This window comes from Nocardia sp. NPDC101769, from assembly GCF_044766925.1.
GTDB lineage: Bacteria > Actinomycetota > Actinomycetes > Mycobacteriales > Mycobacteriaceae > Nocardia.
This window is the reverse complement of record NZ_JBIWMX010000014.1, coordinates 81,568-102,294: the sequence shown is the minus strand read 5'-3', so window position 1 is coordinate 102,294 and position 20,727 is coordinate 81,568. Positions and strand designations below refer to the sequence as shown.

Here is a 20,727-nt window from a genome sequence, read left to right as displayed (position 1 = left end):
TATCGCTGAGACTATACATTCATTCCCGTCATACCATATCAATGAGACTATTGGAGTTGGAATGCGCGACGACGCCATCGACCTGTACAACCGCTGGGCCGCGCTGTGGAACGGCGACCTCGCCATCGCCGGCGAGATCATGGCCCCCGAATTCACCCTCCGCTACGCCCAGCCCGGCGCGACCGTCTTCGACGACGTCCACGACCCCGCGGCCCTCGCCGCCGTCATCGACACGTTCCGCGCCGAACGGCCGGGCCTGGAGTATGCCCCGCAGGGTGTGCCCGTCGTCGACATGGCCGATGGCCGAACCGGACTCATCGCGCAGCCCTACGGCGCCCGGGTCGTCGATCCGGACGGCACCGTCGTGCGCGACATCAGCGGTACCGACATCCTGCGATTCGAGAACGGGCGGATCGTGGAGGTCTGGTCGGTGTCCGGTGGACCCGCCGGACGCAGCTTCTACGCTTAGGCCCATGTCGAAGCGCCGCACTCCCCGTCCCGTGCCCGAGGACTGCCCGTGCGGGCTGCCCGCCGCCTACGCCGACTGCTGCGGGCGCCTGCATCGCGGCGAAGCCGATGCGAGCACCGCCGAACAGCTCATGCGGTCGCGCTTCAGCGCGTTCGCGGTGCGGGACGAGGCGTATCTGCTGCGCAGCTGGGCCCCCGAAACCCGGCCCGCCGACGTGGATTTCGACCCGGGGCTGCGCTGGGACCGGCTCGAGATCCTCGGCACGACCGGCGGGGGACCGTTCCACACCGAGGGCACGGTGGAGTTCCGTGCCCACTACCGCGCCCACGGCAGGGCGGGGCAGCTGCACGAGAACAGCCGCTTCCGCCGCGACCACGGGGCGTGGGTCTACCTCGACGGCGAGATCGAGAACTGATCAGCGAGTTCGGTTCGGGCGCATCGCACGTCACGGACCTCCATCACGCACGACGCAACGGAAACCGAGATGGCAGGTGGCGGTGTCCTCGGTCTGCCCCTGCCGGGCGGCCGGGCGGTAGCGCAGACAGTAGTCGGCCGCGCACAGATATGAGCCGCCCTTGACCACGCGGCGTGGAAAGCGTTGCGCCGCTTCGAGTTCGGGTGTGTCCACGCGTGGGTTGAGTGGAGCGCAACAGGACGACGCCGAGTGCCCGGGGCGAAAGAAGTCGACTGTCCACTCCCACACGTTGCCGGTCACGTCGTACAGACCGTAGCCATTGGGCGAATAGGTGCCGACCGCCGTGGTCCCGGGTGTGGACGTCTGTCCTCGGCCGGGATGGAACTTCCAGGGGAATGCGCCGACCCAGACATTGGCCAGGTGCCGGCCGGTGGGTTCGAATTCGTCACCCCAGGCGTAGATGGCCGAATCGAGTCCGCCGCGCGCCGCGTACTCCCATTCCGCTTCCGTGGGCAGCTGTTTGCCGGCCCAGGCCGCGTAGGCCGCGGCGTCCTCGTAGGCGACCTGGGTGACAGGGTGACGGTCGAGCCCGTCGAGTGTGCTGCCCGGCCCGTGCGGATGGCGCCAGCTGGCTCCCGGAACGTACCGCCACCAGCGGCGCCAATTGTCCAATGACACCGGACGCGAGGTGGGCCGGAACACCAGCGCGCCGGGTGCCAGGTCCGCCGGCTCCGCATCCGGGTAGTCCTCGGCCGCCGGAATGCGTTCGGCGACCGTGATGTATCCGGATTGCTTCACGAATCGCCGGAAGGCGGCATTGGTCACCGGGTGCGGGTCGATCCAGAACGAATCGACTCGCACCCGATGCACCGGCCGCTCCTCGGGGAAGTAATCCTCCGAACCCATGCCGAAGTCGCCGCCGGCTATCCGGACCATGCCGCGGTGGACCTGTGCGCGAATCGCGGTGGCCATGGGTGCTCGCCTCAATCGCGCGAAAAGGCCGCAGCCGCCGCCATTTCCAGATCCTGGTACGGCTTTCCGCTCACGTCCTCGATGACCTGGTGCATGGTCCCCCCGGTGAACGGGAACGGTGACCGGTACCGCGCCGAAACGGACTGACCGGTGTCCCGGCCGACCCGGACGCCCTCCCCGACACCGGAGAACACGGTCGGCTGGATCCGCATGTCACCGAGTGAACCCACGGGGTTCTCATCGATATAGAGGACGGCCTCGCCCGTGGGCGTGTAGTGGTCGGGCCGGGTGCCGTGCCGTTCGTACCGAACCCCGAGGATGTGATCGCCGAGCGGTACCCGGCGATCGGAGACGATGGCCTGTTCCTCCTCGCCGAGGAAGTTGTAGATGTAGCACAGGCGGCCGTCCTGGACGAACAGGGCGTGCCCGCCGAGCCGCCCACCATGGGCGAACAGCACTCCCTGCGCGTCCGGGCTGGTGATCGTCGTCTCGGCGAGCAGCGCGAACGAGCGTCCCAGAATCTCGAGTGCCGCGCCCGGTCCGACCTCCGCGCTGTCCGGGTAGTAGACGGCCCGGTCCAGGCCCTTGGCGTAGGTCGGGCGATAGCGCACCATCGCGGAGACGATGTCGAGATCATTGAGCGGCATCCCGTTGTATTTCGCGGCCTCCGAGAACCACAGTGCCTTCAATTCCTCCAGCTTCCCGGGATGAACCTCGGCCAGATCGTGCATCTGGCTGCGGTCCTGCTCGAGATGGAACAGTTCCCAGCGGTCCTTGTCGAAATGTCCCCAGCCGGACGGGCATGCCGCGTGAATGGTGTCGGCGAACCACCCGCGATGCCAGATTCCGCGCGTGCCCAGCATCGAATAGAACTGGGTGTGCTTGCCGACATCGGTGTCGGCGTCTTCGAACAGGGCCCGGAAGCTGACCCCCTCCAAGGGGCGCTGCTCCACGTTCTTCACCGTGTCCGGCGGTGTGATGCCGAGCAGTTCGTAGACCGTGGGGGTGACGTCGCAGACGTTGAGGTACTGGTGGCGGACCTCGCCACGGGCCGGGATGCCGGCCGGCCACGACATCAGGCATGGATCGGCTATGCCGCCTTCGTGCGAGGCGTACCGCTTGTACAGCTTGTAGGGGGTGTTGAAGGCCATCGCCCACCCGATGCTGTAGTGGTTGTACGTGGTCGGCATACCCAGCTCGTCGAGCTTGGCCAGACTGTCCTCGATCGTGTCGATGTAGCCGTTGAAGAACTTCATCTCGTTGACCGAACCGTTCGGACCGCCCTCGCCGCTCGCGCCGTTGTCCGAGAAGGCCACGATGATCGTGTTGTCCAGCTGGCCGCTCTCCTCGAGATAGTCCAGCAACCGGCCGATCTGCGCGTCCGTGTACGACAGGAATCCGGCGAACACCTCCGCCTGCCGGGAGAACAGCCGTTTTTCGTTCTCGGACAGCGAATCCCATGCTCGTACCGTGTCCTGCGCCGGCCACGGCTTGCCATCGGCACTGGTGACGTCGATGTACGGGTTCATGGGCGACAGCTCGGTGTTCTCCGGCACCAGACCCAAGCGCTTCTGGTTCCCCAGCACTATCTCGCGATACTTCTCGTAGCCCATGTCGAACCGGCCGCGGTATTTGTCGGCCCACTCGTGCGCAACGTGGTGCGGGGCATGCCCGCATCCCGGGCACAAGTACATGAACCACGGTTTGTCGGGGGCGATCACCTTGGCGTCGCGAATGAACTCGATCGACTTGTCGGCGAGATCCTTGGACAGGTGATATCCGTCCTCCGGCGGATACGGCTGCGAGATCGGGTGATTGTCGTACACCAGATTCGGATACCACTGGTCGGCCTCGCCGCCCAGGAAACCGTAGAACCGCTCGAACCCACGCCCCAGCGGCCAATGCCGCTTCGACGCCGCGAGATTCTCCTCCTCGAGCGGCGTCATGTGCCATTTACCGACGGCGTACGTGTTCCACCCGCGCTCGGCGAGAACCTCCGAACACAACGCGGTGTCGGCAGGGATGCGGCCCGACAGGCTCGGGAATCCATCGCTGAATTCTTCGATCGTCGCCATACCGACCGACGACGCATTTCGCCCGGTCAGCAGCGAGGCACGCGTGGGCGAGCACAGCGCGGTGGTGTGGAACTGCGTGAACTGCACGCCCTGATCGGCGATCCGCTTCATATTCGGCATGTCGACCAGACCGCCATAGCAGTCCCAGGTAGCGATTCCGATGTCGTCCCACACCAGATACAGCACGTTGGGCGCACCCTGCTTCGCGGTCGGCTCTGCGTACGGCCCCCAGTCGGCGACCGAGTCACGGATATCGAGAGCGATATGTCCTTCGAACTTCCTGGCCATCATTCACCTCTGGAAAGGAGAATCGTTGGTGGTGGTACCCAGCTCCGGCGATACCGCTGGGAGTTCATCGATGTTCGATTCGACGCGTGGGTGACCATGCCATTCCTGGACTGGGTGTCCGGAACTCTCGCTGGTCGCCAATCTCTCGTACCCATAGAAGAGTACCGACCGGAATGGACTCATAGCGGCAGTTGACCGAACACGAGCCCCGAACGGTCGATGATGTAGAGCCCGAGCGCGATGAGCACGAACGGGATGACCCAGCGGCTGTAGCGTCGCTGGATTTCGACCAGCCGGCGATGGGATGTCAGCACCATGCCGGCCGAACACCAAGCAGCGGTGAGGATGGCGAACACCAGGACGGTGAGCAGCGCATCCGCCGGCCCCATGATGCGAAAGGCCGGAGTGTAGACGGAAACATTGTCCCCGCCGTTGGCGACGGTGAGTCCCACCACCGACCACAGCCCGGTGCCGACCGGGGGCGGTGTGCGATCGCAGCGCCGACGGGCCCTGACCAGCATTCCGACCCCCAGGCTCAGCGGGACCAGACCGAGCAGCCCGATCCACTCCACCGGGACGGCGCAGAGTCCCAGCGCCGCTAGCCCGGACACCGCCACGATCAGTCCGACGCCGAGGTATTGACCGGCCCAGATCTGCCACCGCCGCGGGATCCCCGTGCTGTGCGAGGTGACGTTGAGCACCGTCAACACGACCGCATCGTCGATGTTGGTACCGACGAACATCGCCGCGGCGGTCACGACGGTGGCCATCTCCGCCAAGCCTCGGTGAGCACCGGGTGGGTGCGGGCGCGGTTCCGAGTTCGGTACACATCGACCACCGATCGATGGACGGAACGGATGCCGAATCAGGTTGACGGCGAAAGCATGTGGCCTCGGGCGACCTGTCGGCGATGCGCGGTGGCAGTGCGAGCGCCACCCCAAGACTGCCGGCGCCGGGGTCCGCTGGATATCGCGGTCTGCGACCCGGACGGCCTTGCCTAGGAACTCGAAAGTGAGTTTTCGAGTGTACGAGTGATCGAACGGGGGCACAAGACGCCGCCGCCGATCTGCGCAGCAGCCGGGCGGACCGCATCGTCCGCAGGATTGCAGTCTGCGCAAAGGTGCAGACGATGCCGTGCAACGGGATTCGACGGTGCCCGTGCCGGTGATTTCGGGCGGATCAGTGAACGGCGCGGGCCTCGAAGCCGTCGCACAGCGCGGTGAGGCCGGTGTCGAGCAGGTGCTCCGGATTCAGCAGGGAGGTGTCGCCGGTGCCGACGAGGTCGGCCAGCGGGGGCGGGGTGGGCCAGCGTGGGTCGCCGTCGAGCAGGGCGGTGAGCCCGGAGCGCTCGTCGGCGCTGCTGTCGCGGCCCTGCAGCAGCCGGGCGCTGACCTCCTGCAGGGCGACCCCGGCGATATAACTCCACACCGACAGTGACATCCGGGTCGCCTCGCGGGTGTCGACGCCCAGCTCGGCGAACCCCTCGACCAGCCAGCCCAGCACCACCAGGCTGTGCTCGCCGAAGTTGTAGCGTGGCACCGCGAAAGTGAACAGCACCCACGGATGTTCCTGGTAGAGCCGCCAATCCACCTCGGCCGCGATGCGCACCCGGTCCCGCCAGGTCCAGCCCTGGCCCTCGGCCGGCGGGTAGGGGTTGCGCCGCGAGACCTCGTCGGTCATGGCCGCCAGCAGGGTGTCCTTGTTGGGGATGTGCCGGTACAGCGACATGGCGCCGGAGTTCATACGATCGGCGATGCGGCGCATGGACAGGGAATCCAGTCCGGACTCGTCGGCCAGGGTGATGGCGGTGTCGACGATGGCGGCCCGGGTGAGCTTGGCCTCGGTCATCGGACGAATTGTTCCCTTCCCGCGCTGGGTGTGCGTACACTGTACTCGCGCTCGTGCGTACAACGTACGCGCGCATTTTCTTGCAAGCCCGAAATCAGCCCGAAGGATAGGTCATGACGAGTACCCTCGCGCGTCCCGACGTGAAGACGCCGCGCCGCGCCTGGGCGGGCCTGGCGGTTCTGCTGCTGCCGGTGCTGCTGGTGTCGATGGACATGTCGGTGCTCTACCTGGCCATGCCGACCCTCACCCGGAGCCTGGATCCCTCCGCGACACAGCAGCTCTGGATCCTCGACATCTACGGGTTCATGATCGCCGGACTGCTCATCACCATGGGCAATCTGGGCGACCGCATCGGGCGCCGCAACATTCTGCTCGCCGGCGCCACGGTCTTCGGAATCGCCTCGGCGCTGGCCGCTTTCGCACCCAGCGCGGGCGTGCTCATCGCGGCGCGGGCGCTCATGGGCATCGGCGGCGCGACACTGCTGCCGTCCAGCCTGGCACTGATCTCGACGCTGTTCCCGAACGATCGGGCGCGCGCCACCGCCATCGGCGTCTGGACCGCGTTCTTCGCGGGCGGGTCGGCGGTCGGGCCCATCATCGGCGGCATCCTGCTGCACCACTTCTGGTGGGGCTCGGTGTTCCTCATCAATACCCCGGTGCTGCTGGTGCTCCTGGTCTTCGGTCCGCTGCTGCTGCCCGAGCACCGGGACGCCGGGCGTGGACGCCTGGACTGGGTGAGCGTGCTGCTGTCCATCGGCGGCATCCTGCCGCTCGTGTACGCCGTCAAGCATTGCGCGGCCGAGGGATTCGACCTGCCGGCCGCCGGCATCGGGATCTTCGGCGTGCTGCTGCTGACCGCGTTCATCCGGCGGCAGCGCACGCTGGACGAGCCGCTGCTGGATCTGAGCCTGTTCCGGCGCGGGCTGTTCTCGGTGGCCATCGGGTCCAGCACGGTCTGCATGCTGGCGCTGGCCGGCATGAGCTACCTGACCAGCATATATCTGCAGTCGGTGACCGGCCGCGACGCGTTGCAGTCGGCGCTGCTCGGGATTCCGGGGGCCGTGGTGGTGTTCGTGTTCTCGATGAGCGGCGCGCGGATCGGGCGCAGGTTCGGCACCAAGACCACCTTCGTGCTGGCGCTGAGCATGGCGTCCCTGGGCAACCTCATGCTGCTCGGGGTCGGCGTGGACGGCGGGATCGGCTGGTACATCGCCGGTTCCGTGGTCGCGGGCGCGGGCTTCGGCATCGCGTTCACGCTGGTGTCGGATGTGGCGGTGTCGTCGGTGCCGCCCGAGCGGGCCGGATCGGCGGTCGGCATCTCCGAGACCAGCTTCGAACTCGGCAACGGGCTGGGCCTTGCGCTGCTGGGATCGCTGGCGGCCCTGGTGTTCCGCTCCGGCGGGGACTTCGGGCCGACGCTGGGCGAGACCGTCGCCCAGGCCGGTGACAATGCCGCCCTGGTCGAGTCGGCCCGCGAATCCTTCGTGACCGGCATGCACGTGGCGACCACCACCGGTGCGGTGCTGCTGGCCGCCATGGCGGTGGTGGCGTTCTTCGCCAAGTCCGGCGCCACCACGACCAGCGGTGCGGTGCCGGGCGGTTCCGCGCACTAGCCGCCGAACCGCGTGGTCCACACCTCGGCGATGCGTGCTGTTCGGCCGGCGGGTGGCCACCACTGTCGTCCGCATCACGGTGGTGGCTCCCGCTCGAGCGCCTCCCACACCAGACGCGGCGGCACGGACAGCACCAGCACGATGCCGCGTGCGATCCAATCCGGGATCGAGACGTGTTCCGGCGTCGGCTCTTCCGGCGCTCGATGCGACATGACGGGTTCCCCGCAGACCGCCTCCCATCCCGGTGCCGGAAAGTGGGCTGCGCCCAGGGTATTTCCACTCAGTTCCCGATCACATACCGGTCCGCCGGTTAGGCTCGGAAGCGTGGCTGAGCAAGACGCTCCGAACAGTGCGCGACCGGCCGGGGCGAACGGACGTCCGCTGGCGGAACGCGTGGCGACCAGAATCTTCTATCCGACCTCACGGCCGCGTGAGAAAGTGCTGCGCGAGGCCGTGTCCGGCGAGGTCATCCTGGTGACCGGCGCGTCGCACGGCATCGGCAAGGCGGCCGCGCGGAAACTGGCGGCCGCGGGCGCGACGGTGCTGCTGGTGGCGCGGTCGCTGGAGGCTCTCGAACAGGTCGCCGCCGAGATCGGGGAAGCGGGCGGGACGGCGCACGTGTATCAGTCGGACATCACCGAATTCGATGCCGTCGAGGCCCTGGGGCAGCGAGTGCTGGCCGAGCACGGCCGGGTCGACGTGATGATCAACAACGCGGGCCGCTCGATTCGCCGCCCGATCGACGAATCCTATGACCGGTTCCACGATTTCACCCGCACCATCGACGTCAACTACCTCGGACCCGTGCGGCTGCTGCTGACCCTGCTGCCGAGCATGCGCCAGCGCCGGCGCGGTCACATCGTGAACATCTCCACCTGGGGACTGCGCATGCCGCCCGCGCCGCGATGGTCGGCCTACGGTGCGTCCAAGGGCGCCTTCGACATCTGGTTGCGCACCGTGGCGACCGAGATCGCCGCCGACGGTGTCACCACCACCTCGGTGTACATGCCGCTGGTGCACACCCGCATGAGCGCGCCCACCGATTTCTCCGGCGTGCCCGGGCTCACCGCCGACGAGGCGGCCAATCTCATCTGCCATGCCGTGGTGGCGCGGCCGCTGGAGATCTCGCCCTGGTGGACCGGTCCGGTGCAGGCGTTGTCGGATCTGCGGCGCGGGGCCGCGCAACGGTTCATGGAGCGCAGCATGGGTCGCTGGTCAGGGGAGTAGCACCACCTTTCCGCTGGTCGCGCGGGACTCCAGGGCCCGGTGCGCGGCGGCGGCCTGCGCGAGCGGGAAGGGCTGGACGGCCGGGCGCAGACGACCCGCCGCGGCCTCGGCCAGCGCGCGAGTCTCCAAGGCACGCAGGCCGCCCGCGCGTTCCAGCATGGGCGGACCGAGCACGACCTGCGAGGTGATGCCGCGCGCGGTGAGGGCGGGCTCGTCGAGGTCGACCTGTCCACCGGACCAGCCGAACACCAGGCGCACGCCGCCCACGCCGAGCAGATCGACCGCGGTGCGGGCGATCTCGCCGCCGACACCGTCGAACAGCAGGGTGGCCGGGCGGTCGCCGTAGCGGGCGCGCACCACGTCCGGCCATGACGGATCCAGGTAGTCCAGCGCCAGATCCGCGCCGTTCTCGTACACCAGATCGGCCTTCGCCTTGCCGCCCGCGAGCCCGATGACGGTTGCCCCCGCCGCGGCCAGGTACTGCACCAGCAGGGTGCCGATACCGCCCGCCGCGGACGGCACGATGGCCACGGTCTCGGCGCTGACCTCGGCGAAGCCGAGAATCCCGAGCGTGGTGCGCCCGGTGCCGATCATCGCGACCGCGGCCCCGGCATCGACGCCGTCCGGAATCGCGTGCAGCCTTTCGGCTTCGGTCACGGTGAGTTCCGCGTATCCGCCCGGCGCCTGCCCGATGTGGGCGACGACCGCGCGGCCCAGCCAGCTGTCGTCCACTCCGGGACCCACCCGGTCCACCCTCCCCGCCACCTCCCGGCCGGGGATGGTCGGCAGTTCCGGCATCGGCATCGGCGATCCCGAGAAGCCCTGCCGCAGTGCGGTATCCAGCAGATGCACCCCCGCCGCGCGGACCGCGATCCGCACCTGGCCGGGACCGGGCTCGGGGTCGGGGACCGTCTCGTACCGCAGATTCTTCGCAGGTCCGAACTCGTGAAGACGGATGGCGCGCATGGCAACTCCTGGTCTCGGCAATGAACGTGCCACCAAGCCTGCAACCTGAACATTCGTTCAGGTCAAGTTTCCTTTCCGGGGTAGGCCGACCGCAGCGCTGAATTCGCCCCGCAGTTTGAAACGAATTGCCTTCACACTCACGGGTTTTGGGTTAGTCTCGCTGCGCTCTGCTTCCTGTGAGCTTGCTGTGAGAGAGGACGATTCATGAAAACCGGTGTGCTGAAAGCCTGTGCGATCGCGGCCATCGGCTCCGGACTCGGCGCGGCCCCGGCCCTGGCCGCTCCGCTGTCGCTGCAACCCGCCGCCCCCGAACCGGCCGCGGTGAACCCGGTCGCCGGGCTGGTCCCCGAGACCGGTTCCGCGGGCACGCTCAATTCCTTCACCTGCGCCCTGAAGAGCATCTCGGCCTCGCTGCCCTGCCTGCTCACCTAGCCGGGAGGACGCGGCCGGGCACGGCCTAGGATCGGGCCATGCGATATCCGGACGTGCGGCGATGAGCCTGGCCACCCTTCTCACGCTCGCCGATTCCCGGCTGCCGATCGGCGGGCACGTGCATTCGGGCGGAGTCGAGGAGGCGGTCGCCTCGGGTCTGCTGCGTGACGTCCCGAGCGTCGAGCTCTATCTGCGGCGACGCGTCCGCACCTCCGGGCTGGTGGCGGCCTCGCTGGCGGCCGCCGTCTGCGCGGGGACCCTCGAACCGGGGCGCGCCGAGCTCGAGGCCGACGCGCGGACGCCGTCGCCGTCGGCGCGCACGGCGTCGCGGGCCCAGGGGCGGGGGCTGCTGCGGCTGGCCAAACAGGTCTGGCCGCAGGCCGATTGGCGGGCGCTCGGCGCTCGGCCGCATCTGTCCACGGTGTTCGGGGTGGTCGGCACGGTGTGCGATGCCGCACCGGAGGACATCGCCGCCGTCACCGTCTACACCACCATGACCGGGGCCGCGACGGCCGCGCAGCGCTTGCTGGCCCTCGATCCCGCCGCGGTCGCCGCCTGCACGGTCCGGCTCGCCGAGCTGTGCGACGCCACCGCGCGGCAGGCGGCGAAATCGCTTGCCGCGCTCTCCGACCCGCTGCAGGACGTGCTCGCCGAGCGGCACCTGCGGCGGGACATGCCGCTGTTCGCGTCCTAGCCGGTCGCCGGGTTGGTAACAACCGGTTTACGTGGCTGGGCAAGGATGGGGGTGAAAGGAGCCGCACATGCCACCTCACCTCATCGATGGGGAACCGCACGACCACAGCCACGACCGGCCCAAGCGGGAGCGGACGCCGGGGGAGCCGCTGCGGATCGGGATCGGCGGGCCCGTCGGGTCCGGGAAGACGGCGCTGACCGCGGCCCTGTGCCGGCAGCTGCGAGACGAGCTGTCGCTGGCCGTGCTGACCAATGACATCTACACCACCGAGGACGCGGACTTCCTGCGGCGGCACGCGGTGCTGCCCGACGAGCGGATCACCGCGGTCCAGACCGGCGGCTGCCCGCACACCGCGATCCGTGACGACATCACCGCGAACCTGGACGCCATCGACGACCTGATCGAGGCGAACCCGCCGCTGGATCTGATCCTGGTCGAATCGGGCGGCGACAATCTGACCGCGACCTTCTCCTCCGGCCTGATCGACGCGCAGATCTTCGTGGTCGACGTGGCCGGCGGCGACAAGGTGCCGCGCAAGGGCGGACCGGGTGTGACCTGGTCGGATCTACTGGTCATCAACAAGACCGACCTGGCCCCCATGGTCGGCGCGGATCTGGCTGTCATGGACCGGGATTCGACCAAGGTGCGCGAGGGCCGGCCGTTCGTGTTCACCTCCCTCACCGAGGACCCGGCCGCGACACCGGTCCTGGCCTGGGTGCGCGAACAGCTGCGCGTGGCCGCCGAGCAGGATGCGGCGGCGGGCAGTGCCCATTCGCACTGAGCTCCGCATCACCGCGACCGCCGGGACGCTGCCGCACATCCACGCGGTCGGCGGCCTGACGGCGCGCCACACCGGTATCGACACGGTGCACGTCATCGGCACCGCCGCCACACCGTTGGGCGGCGACGTGCTGGACATCGTCGTCTCGGTCGGTGAGGGCGCACGGCTGACGGTCCGGTCGGTGGCCGCCACCATCGCGCTGCCCGGGCGCGAGACCCGGAAGTCCGTGGCGCACTGGCGCTTCGACGTGGCCGCCGGCGGCGAACTCGATGTCGACCCCGAACCGACGGTGGTCGCCGGCGGCGCCGAGCACGACACCTTCACCACCATCCGGCTGGAAGAGGGTGCGCGCCTGCGTATTCGGGAACGCATCCAGATCGGCCGCACCGGCGAGGACCACGGCTACTGGAGTGGCGAGCTCACCGCCGACATCGGCGCCACCCCACTCCTGCGCCACCGCCTCGAACTCGGCGCCGACACCACCACCGACGACACCCTCTCGGCCCCGCGCGCACTGGAAAGCATGCTCACCTACCCCGACGACCGCCCAGCCGACACCACCGGCCTGGATGCTTCACTCCTACCCCTCGCCGCAGGCGGCACCCTGTTCACTCGAACGGGTCGCCTGCTGACCCGCTGACTTGCAATTCCGTTCTCGGAGACAACTCTTCGTCGATGTATCCGTGAGTGGATCGGTTTCCGGAATCGCGCTCTGCACGCGATTCGAGACGAGGTCGAGTCCATCGTCGGTGCCGTCCAGGCCCCGCAGCCCGGGCTCGGTCGCTGACGCCGGGTCACGGTACGACTCTGCGTGATCCCGGATTCCCGGTAGCCGAACCTCAGCATGATGCCTACGGGCGCAACGAAATACGTCGGACGGCCGGGGCGAGCCGTTCGAGCCATTCTTGCAGGCTGCCGGTGACGTTCGGATGGTTCTCCAAGAACGCGTCCCATTGCACGCGCCAGGTGAGGATGTCGTCGGCCTCGAAATCGTCGGCCGCTTCGCCGAGTGCTCTGCGCAGCAGCGGCCGGGTGAGCCGGATGCGTGGGGACTCGGCGAGGTGTACGGCGTCGTAGAGATCCTTGCCGGCGCCGCCTTCGCGGATTCCGGCGGAATCCGACGTTGTGCTCGATTCGGTGAACAGCCACAGGAGTTTCCATGCCAGGGACAGTTCCGGGCTGGCCGTGGCGCAGGGGATGGGGGCGCTGCCGTCACCGCGTGGCACGAGGGTCCAGACGGGGGAGTCGGGAAGGGATTGGTCTGCGGCGAAATCCAATTGGACCTCGCCTGCCATCGCGTCGGGGCCGGTCGTGTACCAGGGCACCCGCACTCGGAGGCCGGGGGTGTCGTAGTAGTCGAAGGCGTAGCTCCCGTCCGCACCGCCCTCGATACCGTCGGCATTCAGGACCACACCTGCCTGGGCCGCCGGCCGCTGCCGGATCGTCTCGATCAGGTTGTCCAGCAGGGGACTCCAGGTGTGGTTCTCGCTGTAATCGACCGGGTCCACCCAGTGCAGCCCCTCCGGCGGCAGGATCGGGCGTAGCCCGAAGGACTCGAGCTGCTCGTCCTCCCACATCTCGTCGGTCACCGCTCCGAACACGGCCTCGGGCCAGTGCTGCACCCAGGACAGGTCCTCGACGTAGGGGAACGGGTCGGCCGGATCGGCGAAGGCGATATCGGTCGGGTCGGGGACGATCCAGTCCAGATCGGCCGGCGGCCTCGCCTTGTCGCCGACCCACGCGGCCATGGTGATACTCCCGCGCAACACCAGGCCCCGGCCCCACGGTGATTCGGCGATCAGCGCCAGCATGTGATCCAGCGCCGCCCGATGAGCGGCCCGGAACCGCGGTATCCTCTCCACCTCCCTGACGCTAGAACAGGGGTGTGACACAGTCGATTTCGTCACCCGGACCGGTGGGCTCCAGTCCGCGTCGGCGATCTCCGGCCGACGCGCGGACCGCCGTAGCGTGCGCACGACGTAGACGGCGAGGAGGAGCGCCCCGGCGATACCGATGCGCGCCCAGCGGGGGCGCTCGGCTCTGGAGCATGTCGACGAAATAGCCGGTGTCGCCTCCGAAATACAGGTGGCTGGAATCAGCGAGGAGGTGATGCACTACAGCACGAAGATCACTCGCGGAAACCGCGAGCAGACGCCCATGAAGTCGAAGTCATTCCAGGTCGTACACGGCGACCAGGATGCCGTGGCCGGATAGCAGATGTCGGATGAGCTGTTCGATTCGGTCCCAGGTCCCGCGGCGAGGCCACAACCGAGATGACCGCTACTGACCGACGGCGTGGCGGCGTTGGACCGCGGCGAGAACGAGCGCGCGTGCTGCGTCGCCGGTGATCGAGAGCTCGGCGAGCATGTCGAATGTGTGTCCATACACTGTGATCTCGCGTGGTTGGGTGATCGTCAGCTCGGCCGTGATGGTCTCGACAGTAATCATGCGGTCGTCGAACATGACGAAATTCGTTGTTTGCTGCGGAATCTCAGCGGTTGCGGGGACGATTCCGACGGTGACCCGGGGCAGTCCGATCGCGACGAGCAGGCGATCGAGTTGTCCGATCATCACGGAGTCGTCGCCGATGGTGGTCAGGAGGGCCTGCTCGGCCAGCAGGATATGAAACCGCCGGTCGCCGTGGTAGAGAAACTGCTGACGTTCCATGCGTTTGGCGACGCCGGCGTCGATGTCGTCGGTCAATCCGTGCCGGGTGATGGACCGTTCCAGGATTGCCCGTGCGTACTCCGGTGTCTGCAATATGCCCGGGACAAGCACGTTTTGATAGATGCGGGTGAGTCTGGTCCGTTCGGCGAGCCGGACCAATACATCTTGGCTGCGCCCAGTGCCGCCGCTGAGCAAGCGCCGCATTTCCATGTACGCGGCGTCGATGTTGTGCAGCGTGGCGAGCAGGTCGTCGAGCTGGTCCTCGGCGTGGGCGTGCGTGCAGTAGGCGCGTACGTCGGCGTCGGACACGCGCAATTTGCCGTACTCGAGCTTGGACACCTTGGACTCGTGCCAGCCCGCCAGCTTGGCGAGCTGACGTCCGGAAAGCCCTGCCCTGCGCCTGATCTCGCGCAAACATTGGCCGAGGGCTTCCCGGGCGTCCTGGGCAGCGTTCGTCACCGGAGGACGGAGTCGACGTACTCGGCATACGGCGTCGCGATGGACCAGAGCCGGTCCCGCACACCGCGGCAGTACGCCGCGATGTTCACGTCGCTGGTTATCGCCATTCCGGCGGGTCGACCGTCGTCGTCGACGAGGTTGTACGCGACGAGTACGTCGTCGAACAACCACCAGTCATCCGGCGGGATATCTCCGGCGAGATGCCGCGGGACGTACCGGATGTCTTCGCCGACGGCGATATTGCTGCCGGTGATCGACAGCAACCACCGCTGATAATCCGAGTGCGGGACGGTCACGACTCGCACCCTACGCACCGCGACGCCGCGGCCGGTTGTATCCCGCATGAACTGCGCCCACGGCCGCTCGTCGTAGTCGGTCGCAGCGGGCTCACCTGCCAAAAATCGTCTCAGCCCTTCGGATTCCGACGCGACCGCGTACGTATCGCGCACCTCGAGGTGAAAGGCCTCGCGCTGCGCTTCACGGAACAGATCATCACCGGTGGGTCCGTGGACTATCAACACCGTAGAACGTCCTCTCTCGCTTCGGCACCTCGACCGCGGTCTCATCGGCTGCCAAGGCGAGCTGGCACAGCGTTTCGGCGTCGGTGATCGGTCGGCCCGACACCGTGAACGTGCCGCGCCCGGTGTCGGTCATGGTCGCACCGATGAACGTATCGGGGTCCGCGAAACCTGGCAGTAGATGCGGGATTTCGATCGTGTCGGTTCGGTCGGTCTTCCAGCCCTGGACGAGAAAACTGTCGTGGTCGGTGGCGTACAGGGTCGGGCAATCACGATCTCCGGACCCGCCCTTGCCAAGGAATGTCAGCCGCATGATTCGGCTCCCTCAATTGTTGAATGCGCGGTGTTCCCACGCATTCCCATCATCCGCCGTGTGCAAGAACCTGGTTAGCTCTTGGGGAATTCTTCCAAGTTCTTGCAAACTCCTCGCCGGGGCCTGCGCCCGACTCCTACCGTCGCGGTAGGCGCTTGGGGCCGGTGCTCGTCGTCGCGGTCCCGAGCCGCCGCCCAGGCAACGAGGACGACGAGACAACGGGGACGACCATGGCCTTAACCGAGCCCGAAGCAAGAGTTCTTGGCGCACTTCGTATTTCGAGCGTCGAGAGTGCACTCACCGTGCGGGAGCTCAGCCGCGAAACAGGGCTGCCCGAGACATCGATCCGCCGCGCGCTGCTCCGCCTGGTGCGGACCGGCCTTGCGGTTGCGACTGTGCAAGGTCCGGCGCGATGGCGCTCGACCGACCGTGGCCGACTCACGATCTGCCGAGCGGGATATCAGGAATACACAGGGGTGCCACGATGATGCGAGCGATCGGATTCATCCTCCGGTCTACCTCCGGTGAACACGTCCGCACGCATGAGGCCGAGATGGAGCGCGAGGCCATTCGCCTCGGCTTCACATGGGCAGCGACGTTCTTCGCCGATGCACACCGCGAAGGCAACTATGTACAAATGGTCAATCGGATCATCCGAGAGGATGCCGACGCAGTCTTTCTACCCGGTGTAGGACACCTGAGCGGCGAGGACATCGCCGTGCTCGTGACGCACTGCGATGTGTACTGCCTCACCGAAGGCGAGTGGCACACGATCCGGACCGAGGACGACCCCGGGCCCGAGGGCTCGCTGCTCGTCGTGAACTACAAGGCTCAGAACGTCAGCGGATAATACGTGCCCGAATTGTCCGCATGCATAGACCCGCGGCAGCGTTGCTGAACTCTCGCCGCACGTTCACCGAGCGGACCGGATGAGAGCCCCTGGCGCACTTCCGTTCACGTTTCCGCTCTGCTGCTCGTCAGTTGCGGAACCGCCGACGAGCTGCGCCCAGCTCGCCGCCCGCCAGTACGGCGACCGCGCTGGCCAACACTGCGCCCGTCCAAGTCCGGGCGAGGCAGCCTCGTGGAGCCGATTGGGTCCGAGGCGGGGGTCGGCGACCCGGTGCTGTGGCGGTGATCTCGTGGACCGTCTATCTGAGGTCGACGGCCGCGACCATGTAGCGGGCCAGTTCCTCGGGGTTCTCTGCGCCGAGTTCGCTCTGGGTGAGCGCGCCTGCGCGCCAGAGCGCGGCGAAGCCGTGTACCAGGGACCAGGCGGCGAGCTGGGTTGCCCTCGAGTCCGCTACGGGGTTGTCCAATTCTGTGACACCGGTGCGTAATTCGCGTCCCGATCCCTCGCGTGCCGCGATCAGGCGTTCGTCATCCGCGGCCAGGAGATCGGTTCGGAACATGACGTCGAAATGACCGGGGTGCTGCAGCATGAATCGGATGTAGGCGACCGCCATCTCGCGGAAATTGCCTGCGGCGGAGTGTAGTTCCTGTTCGAGCAGGCCGTACCCCTCGATGGCGAGTTCGGTGAACAGGCCCTGGCGGTTTCCGAAATGATGGGCGGGCGCCGCGTGTGAGACGCCGACGCGCTGGGCCAGGGCGCGGAGCGATATCGAGTCGACACCGTCGTTCGCGACCTGGTCGGCGGCCGCCGCGAGCAGCGTGGCCTTCAGATCGCCGTGGTGGTAGGCGCTCTTGGACATGCAGTAAGGATCGACCAATATCTTGCCATTGACAAGTTTCGCGGTCCTGCCTAATCTAGCCACTGTCAAGTTTCACCTCGGCCCGCTTCAGGAGCCCGTCATGGCGCCGACCATCGCTTTCGTTCTCGTCACCGCCGCAACTCGATTCGCGGGCCGGCTGGGCTGGTCCACCTGGCTCGACTCGTGGCCGCACGCCGCTCGATGCGGCCTGGCCATCATGTTCCTGCTCGGCGCCAGCGCCCATTTCCTGCAACCCCGCCGCGATGCCCTGATCGCCATGGTCCCGCCGGTGTTCGCCAACGCGAGTGCTGTGGTCACTTTCACCGGCGTACTCGAAATCCTGGGCGCTGTCGGCCTTCTCATCCCCTTGCTCGCCCCGGCGGCCGCGGTCGGCCTGGCGATCCTGCTGGTGGCGATCTTCCCCGCGAATGTCCGCGCCGCGCGCACCGGCGAGGGGATCCAGTCCATGCCACTGCCACTCCGCACGCTGGTGCAGGTTGTCTTCATCGGTGCCTGTGTCGTCGCGGCCCTCTGACTCCGGGTGAGAGCCCCTGTCTTCTCCGCTGATACGCGCACGGCCGTGCTGACCTGGGACACCGTGCGCGGTGCGGTCACCTGCTCGGCCGAGGTGCGGTACGAGACCGACGGCTGGCGCGGTATTCCCGCGGACGGAGCCGTCATCGCGGAAAGCGGCTGGTGACAGCAGCCCTCTCGCCCGTTGCCCATGCGTCGGTACTCGCCGGGCCCTGACGGCGGCGACGTGAAGCAGCGCGCGGAAACCGGCGACTATGGGCCGACCGAGAGCGGCATGTTCGAAATCGGCTACCTGCACAAGCTGATTCGCGACATTCCCAAGCCGGTGATCGCGGCCGTGAACGGTCTGGCGGTGGGGGGCGGGCACGTGCTGCACGTGCTCTGCGATGTCTCGATCGCCGCGGACACCGCCCGGTTCGGTCAGGCCGGCCCGCGGGTCGGTTCGTTCGACGCCGGGTTCGGTTCTGCCTATCTCGCCCGTGTCGTCGGTGAGAAGAAGGCCCGTGAGATCTGGTTCTGGTGCCGGTTGTATTCGGCGGGCGAGGCCGAGCGCATGGGTCTGGTGAACCTGGTCGTACCGGCCGCGGAGTTGATGGCGACGGCGAAGGCGTGGGCCGCCGAGGTCGCCGAGAAGAGCCCTACCGCAATCCGGTTCCTGAAGCAGTCCTTCAACGCCGACACCGACCATCAGGCCGGTCTGTCAAATATGGCCATGACGGCCCTGGACCTGTTCACCGCCTCGCCGGAGGGCCGGGAGGGCGCGGCGGCCTTCGCGGAGAAACGCCCCGCCGAATTCGCCGCCCACGTCGACTGGCACTACTGATGGACTTCGGATTCTCCGACGAGGAACTGGCCTACGGTCACGAATTACGCCGATTCACCGCGAAAAGTCTTGCGCCGCATTACCAATCCGACGACAAGGCGGCCCGGCTGCGCCCCGGTCTGATCGCCGGCATGGCCAGGATGGGATTGACCGGACTACGCATTCCGGAGCGGCACGGCGGTCAGGAGTCGAGCGCGGTCGTGGCGGGCCTGGCCGCCGAGGAGATCGCGCGCGGCGACTTCAACGCGGGCTATCTCATCGTGGTCAACGCGCTGATCAGTGACATCCTGTCGCGCAACGCCACCGAACAGCAGCAGGCGGCCTGGCTGCCCCCGATCGCGTCGGGCGAGGTCCTGCCCGCGTTCTGCGTCACCGAACCCGAACACGGCACCGATGCCGCGGCGCTCGAGACGAAGGCCGTGCCGGACGGCGACGGGTGGCAGATCAGCGGCGAGAAGACCTCGATCACCCTCGGCATGTCGGCGCACACCGCGCTGGTGCTGGCCCGGACCGGCGGTCCCGGCGCGCGGGGTCAGCGCGTTCTGTGTCGAACTCGACGAAAGATACGTCTCACGCTCGGGGTTCGACGATCTCGGCAGCCGGTCCATCGGCCGGGCGTCGCTGCACTTCGACGGTCTGCCGGTGCGCGGAGACCAGCTCATCGGCGCGCAGGGCGAGGGATTCGTCTCGGTCATGCAGGGATTCGACTACTTGCGCGCCATCATCGGGCTCGCCTGTCTCGGTGCGGCGCAAGCGTCTCTGGACGAGGCCTTGCAATGGGCTCGCGACCGCGCCGCGTTCGGCCGGCCGATCGGAACCTTCCAGGGCGTGGCGTTTCCGCTCGCCGAGCAGGCGACCTATGTGCGGGCCGCGCGCCATCTCTGCTATGAGGCGTTGTGGCGCAAGGACAACGGCCTCGAGCACAGTACCGAGGCCGCGATGGCCAAGTTCTGGGCTCCGAAGCTCGCCGTCGACACCATCCACCAGTGCCTGCTGACCTTCGGCCACCTGGGCTACTCCACCGAGAGCCCGATCGGCCAGCGGTTGCGTGACGTGATCGGCCTGGAGATCGGTGACGGCACCGCGCAGGCGTCGAAACTCGTCATCGCCCGGAATCTGCTCGGCCGCGCTTTTGCGCCCTGAGCCACCTTCGAGAGGACAACCCCTATGGGCAAATTGAACGACAAGGTCATCATCGTCACCGGCGCGGGACAGGGCATCGGGCGCGGCATCGCCGAGAAGCTCGCCCTGGAGGGCGCGACGGTGGTGGTCACCGATATCGACGCGGACAGCGCGGCGAAGACCGCAGCGGCGCTGGGTGATCCGGCCGTCGGCATGCGGGCCGACGTGACCACGCGGAATCGGTACGGCAGATGGTCGATCACGTGATCGACCGCTTCGGGCGTATCGACGTGCTGGTCAACAATGCCAGCTGGGACAAGGCGAGTCCGTTCGTCGATTCCGACCCGGCCGACTGGGACCGGGTCATCCGGATCAATCTCTACGGTGTCCTCAACACGGTGAAAGCGGTGCTGCCGCACATGATCGGACGCGGCGCGGGTGCGGTGGTGAACATCGCGTCTGACGCCGGCCGCGTCGGTTCCTCCGGGGAGGCCGTGTACTCGGCCACCAAGGGCGGCGTCATCGCCTTCGGCAAGTCGATCGCCCGCGAGGTCGCCCGGCACCAGATCACCGTCAATTCGGTGTGTCCCGGACCCACCGATACGGCTCTGTTCGCATCGATCGGCGGTGACGACCCGAAACTGCGCAACGCGCTGACCCGGGCCATTCCGTTCCGGCGGCTCGGACAACCCGGCGACCTCGCCAACCTGGTCGCCTTCCTGGCCTCCGACGAGGCCGCCTTCATCACCGGCCAGACCGTCAGCGTCAGCGGCGGCCTCACCATGATCTGACCCGGAGACCG

25 protein-coding genes and 3 pseudogenes are annotated in these 20,727 nt (G+C 67.6%); 17 read left to right on the top strand and 11 right to left on the bottom strand.

The genetic code is table 11. The features are described 5' to 3' along the window. The first annotated feature begins 61 nt into the window (after positions 1–61). Entirely contained in the window at positions 62–469 is a 408-nt protein-coding gene (locus ACIRRA_RS22405) for a nuclear transport factor 2 family protein (RefSeq protein ID WP_402771152.1), read from the top strand. A 4-nt stretch (positions 470–473) separates the two neighbouring features. Then, positions 474–884, top strand: coding sequence for a YchJ family protein (locus ACIRRA_RS22400; protein WP_402771149.1), 411 nt, complete (start codon positions 474–476; stop codon positions 882–884). A gap of 30 nt (positions 885–914) precedes the next feature. Here ACIRRA_RS22400 and ACIRRA_RS22395 read toward each other — a convergent pair whose 3' ends face one another. From ACIRRA_RS22395 to ACIRRA_RS22380, 4 genes are all read right to left on the bottom strand, one after another. Continuing rightward, positions 915–1,856, bottom strand: coding sequence for a formylglycine-generating enzyme family protein (locus tag ACIRRA_RS22395; RefSeq protein ID WP_402771146.1), 942 nt, complete (start codon positions 1,854–1,856; stop codon positions 915–917). A gap of 11 nt (positions 1,857–1,867) precedes the next feature. Next, the gene (locus ACIRRA_RS22390; RefSeq protein WP_402771143.1) at positions 1,868–4,219 is read right to left on the bottom strand and encodes an arylsulfatase; all 2,352 of its coding nucleotides are present in this window, start codon (positions 4,217–4,219) and stop codon (positions 1,868–1,870) included. A 179-nt stretch (positions 4,220–4,398) separates the two neighbouring features. Then, the gene (locus ACIRRA_RS22385; protein ID WP_402771140.1) at positions 4,399–4,989 is read right to left on the bottom strand and encodes a cadmium resistance transporter; all 591 of its coding nucleotides are present in this window, start codon (positions 4,987–4,989) and stop codon (positions 4,399–4,401) included. A 409-nt stretch (positions 4,990–5,398) separates the two neighbouring features. Beyond that, positions 5,399–6,067 carry a TetR/AcrR family transcriptional regulator gene (locus ACIRRA_RS22380; RefSeq protein WP_402771137.1) on the bottom strand — a complete coding sequence of 223 codons (669 nt, stop codon included), beginning with the start codon at positions 6,065–6,067 and terminating at the stop codon, positions 5,399–5,401. Between the two features lie 113 nt (positions 6,068–6,180). On the opposite strand from ACIRRA_RS22380, the gene ACIRRA_RS22375 reads away from it, so the two are divergent. Then, entirely contained in the window at positions 6,181–7,680 is a 1,500-nt protein-coding gene (locus ACIRRA_RS22375; RefSeq protein WP_402771135.1) for an MFS transporter, read from the top strand. Positions 7,681–7,754: 74 nt separating this feature from the next. On the opposite strand, the gene ACIRRA_RS22370 is transcribed toward ACIRRA_RS22375, so the two are convergent. Beyond that, a complete protein-coding gene (locus ACIRRA_RS22370) occupies positions 7,755–7,892 on the bottom strand; it encodes a hypothetical protein (protein WP_402771133.1) in 138 nt (45 codons plus the stop codon). 112 nt (positions 7,893–8,004) lie between these two features. Here ACIRRA_RS22370 and ACIRRA_RS22365 point away from each other — a divergent pair, with 112 nt between their 5' ends. Continuing rightward, positions 8,005–8,907: an SDR family NAD(P)-dependent oxidoreductase gene (locus tag ACIRRA_RS22365; protein WP_402771130.1), complete on the top strand. Its 903-nt coding sequence runs from the start codon at positions 8,005–8,007 to the stop codon at positions 8,905–8,907. Here ACIRRA_RS22365 and ACIRRA_RS22360 read toward each other — a convergent pair. Continuing rightward, the gene (locus ACIRRA_RS22360) at positions 8,896–9,873 is read right to left on the bottom strand and encodes a zinc-binding dehydrogenase (protein WP_402771127.1); all 978 of its coding nucleotides are present in this window, start codon (positions 9,871–9,873) and stop codon (positions 8,896–8,898) included. The genes ACIRRA_RS22365 and ACIRRA_RS22360 overlap by 12 nt on opposite strands. 204 nt (positions 9,874–10,077) lie before the next feature. On the opposite strand from ACIRRA_RS22360, the gene ACIRRA_RS22355 reads away from it, so the two are divergent. The 4 genes from ACIRRA_RS22355 to ACIRRA_RS22340 all read left to right on the top strand — a co-directional run bounded on the left by ACIRRA_RS22355 (position 10,078) and on the right by ACIRRA_RS22340 (position 12,420). Beyond that, positions 10,078–10,305, top strand: coding sequence for a hypothetical protein (locus ACIRRA_RS22355; RefSeq protein ID WP_402771126.1), 228 nt, complete (start codon positions 10,078–10,080; stop codon positions 10,303–10,305). A 61-nt stretch (positions 10,306–10,366) separates the two neighbouring features. Then, positions 10,367–10,999 carry an urease accessory protein UreF gene (locus tag ACIRRA_RS22350; RefSeq protein ID WP_402771124.1) on the top strand — a complete coding sequence of 211 codons (633 nt, stop codon included), beginning with the start codon at positions 10,367–10,369 and terminating at the stop codon, positions 10,997–10,999. Positions 11,000–11,066: 67 nt separating this feature from the next. After that, positions 11,067–11,780: an urease accessory protein UreG gene (ureG, locus tag ACIRRA_RS22345; RefSeq protein WP_354831895.1), complete on the top strand. Its 714-nt coding sequence runs from the start codon at positions 11,067–11,069 to the stop codon at positions 11,778–11,780. Continuing rightward, positions 11,770–12,420 carry an urease accessory protein UreD gene (locus ACIRRA_RS22340; RefSeq protein WP_402771439.1) on the top strand — a complete coding sequence of 217 codons (651 nt, stop codon included), beginning with the start codon at positions 11,770–11,772 and terminating at the stop codon, positions 12,418–12,420. Before ureG ends, ACIRRA_RS22340 begins: the two co-directional genes overlap by 11 nt. A gap of 211 nt (positions 12,421–12,631) precedes the next feature. Here the strand turns inward: ACIRRA_RS22340 and ACIRRA_RS22335 are convergent, their stop codons facing one another. Beyond that, positions 12,632–13,642 (bottom strand): nucleotidyl transferase AbiEii/AbiGii toxin family protein, encoded by a 1,011-nt coding sequence (locus tag ACIRRA_RS22335; RefSeq protein WP_402771120.1) that lies wholly within the window; start codon positions 13,640–13,642, stop codon positions 12,632–12,634. 151 nt (positions 13,643–13,793) lie between these two features. On the opposite strand from ACIRRA_RS22335, the gene ACIRRA_RS22330 reads away from it, so the two are divergent. Beyond that, positions 13,794–13,994, top strand: coding sequence for a hypothetical protein (locus ACIRRA_RS22330; RefSeq protein ID WP_402771117.1), 201 nt, complete (start codon positions 13,794–13,796; stop codon positions 13,992–13,994). Between the two features lie 66 nt (positions 13,995–14,060). Here ACIRRA_RS22330 and ACIRRA_RS22325 read toward each other — a convergent pair whose 3' ends face one another. From ACIRRA_RS22325 to ACIRRA_RS22315, 3 genes are read right to left on the bottom strand one after another with little or no spacing between them, the layout of a single operon-like run. Beyond that, positions 14,061–14,906, bottom strand: coding sequence for a helix-turn-helix domain-containing protein (locus ACIRRA_RS22325; protein WP_402771114.1), 846 nt, complete (start codon positions 14,904–14,906; stop codon positions 14,061–14,063). After that, entirely contained in the window at positions 14,903–15,427 is a 525-nt protein-coding gene (locus tag ACIRRA_RS22320) for a DUF6879 family protein (protein WP_402771111.1), read from the bottom strand. The genes ACIRRA_RS22325 and ACIRRA_RS22320 overlap by 4 nt, the downstream gene beginning before the upstream one ends. Continuing rightward, on the bottom strand, positions 15,399–15,737 hold the full coding sequence (locus ACIRRA_RS22315; protein WP_402771109.1) for a hypothetical protein: 339 nt from the start codon (positions 15,735–15,737) through the stop codon (positions 15,399–15,401). Before ACIRRA_RS22315 ends, ACIRRA_RS22320 begins: the two co-directional genes overlap by 29 nt. A 23-nt stretch (positions 15,738–15,760) precedes the next feature. Between ACIRRA_RS22315 and ACIRRA_RS22310 the strand changes: the two genes are divergently transcribed. Both ACIRRA_RS22310 and ACIRRA_RS22305 read left to right on the top strand, forming a co-directional pair. Next, positions 15,761–16,225: a helix-turn-helix domain-containing protein gene (locus ACIRRA_RS22310; protein ID WP_402771106.1), complete on the top strand. Its 465-nt coding sequence runs from the start codon at positions 15,761–15,763 to the stop codon at positions 16,223–16,225. After that, positions 16,222–16,587, top strand: a complete 366-nt coding sequence (locus tag ACIRRA_RS22305) for a hypothetical protein (RefSeq protein ID WP_402771103.1) — start codon at positions 16,222–16,224, stop codon at positions 16,585–16,587. The genes ACIRRA_RS22310 and ACIRRA_RS22305 overlap by 4 nt, the downstream gene beginning before the upstream one ends. Before the next feature lie 298 nt (positions 16,588–16,885). Here the strand turns inward: ACIRRA_RS22305 and ACIRRA_RS22300 are convergent, their stop codons facing one another. Beyond that, on the bottom strand, positions 16,886–17,446 hold the full coding sequence (locus ACIRRA_RS22300) for a TetR/AcrR family transcriptional regulator (RefSeq protein ID WP_402771100.1): 561 nt from the start codon (positions 17,444–17,446) through the stop codon (positions 16,886–16,888). A 100-nt stretch (positions 17,447–17,546) separates the two neighbouring features. Here ACIRRA_RS22300 and ACIRRA_RS22295 point away from each other — a divergent pair, with 100 nt between their 5' ends. From ACIRRA_RS22295 to ACIRRA_RS22270, 6 genes and pseudogenes are all read left to right on the top strand, one after another. Further along, positions 17,547–17,981, top strand: coding sequence for a DoxX family protein (locus ACIRRA_RS22295; protein WP_402771097.1), 435 nt, complete (start codon positions 17,547–17,549; stop codon positions 17,979–17,981). Positions 17,982–17,987: 6 nt separating this feature from the next. Next, positions 17,988–18,146, top strand: coding sequence for a hypothetical protein (locus tag ACIRRA_RS22290; RefSeq protein ID WP_402771094.1), 159 nt, complete (start codon positions 17,988–17,990; stop codon positions 18,144–18,146). 51 nt (positions 18,147–18,197) lie between these two features. Continuing rightward, positions 18,198–18,803: pseudogene (locus tag ACIRRA_RS22285) on the top strand (enoyl-CoA hydratase-related protein); the annotation flags it as partial. After that, positions 18,803–19,291: pseudogene (locus ACIRRA_RS22280) on the top strand (acyl-CoA dehydrogenase family protein); the annotation flags it as partial. The pseudogenes ACIRRA_RS22285 and ACIRRA_RS22280, both read left to right, overlap by 1 nt. 154 nt (positions 19,292–19,445) lie before the next feature. Further along, positions 19,446–19,946: an acyl-CoA dehydrogenase family protein gene (locus tag ACIRRA_RS22275; RefSeq protein WP_402771091.1), complete on the top strand. Its 501-nt coding sequence runs from the start codon at positions 19,446–19,448 to the stop codon at positions 19,944–19,946. 24 nt (positions 19,947–19,970) lie between these two features. Next, a pseudogene (locus tag ACIRRA_RS22270) lies at positions 19,971–20,716 on the top strand (SDR family NAD(P)-dependent oxidoreductase). The last annotated feature ends 11 nt before the right edge of the window (positions 20,717–20,727 follow it).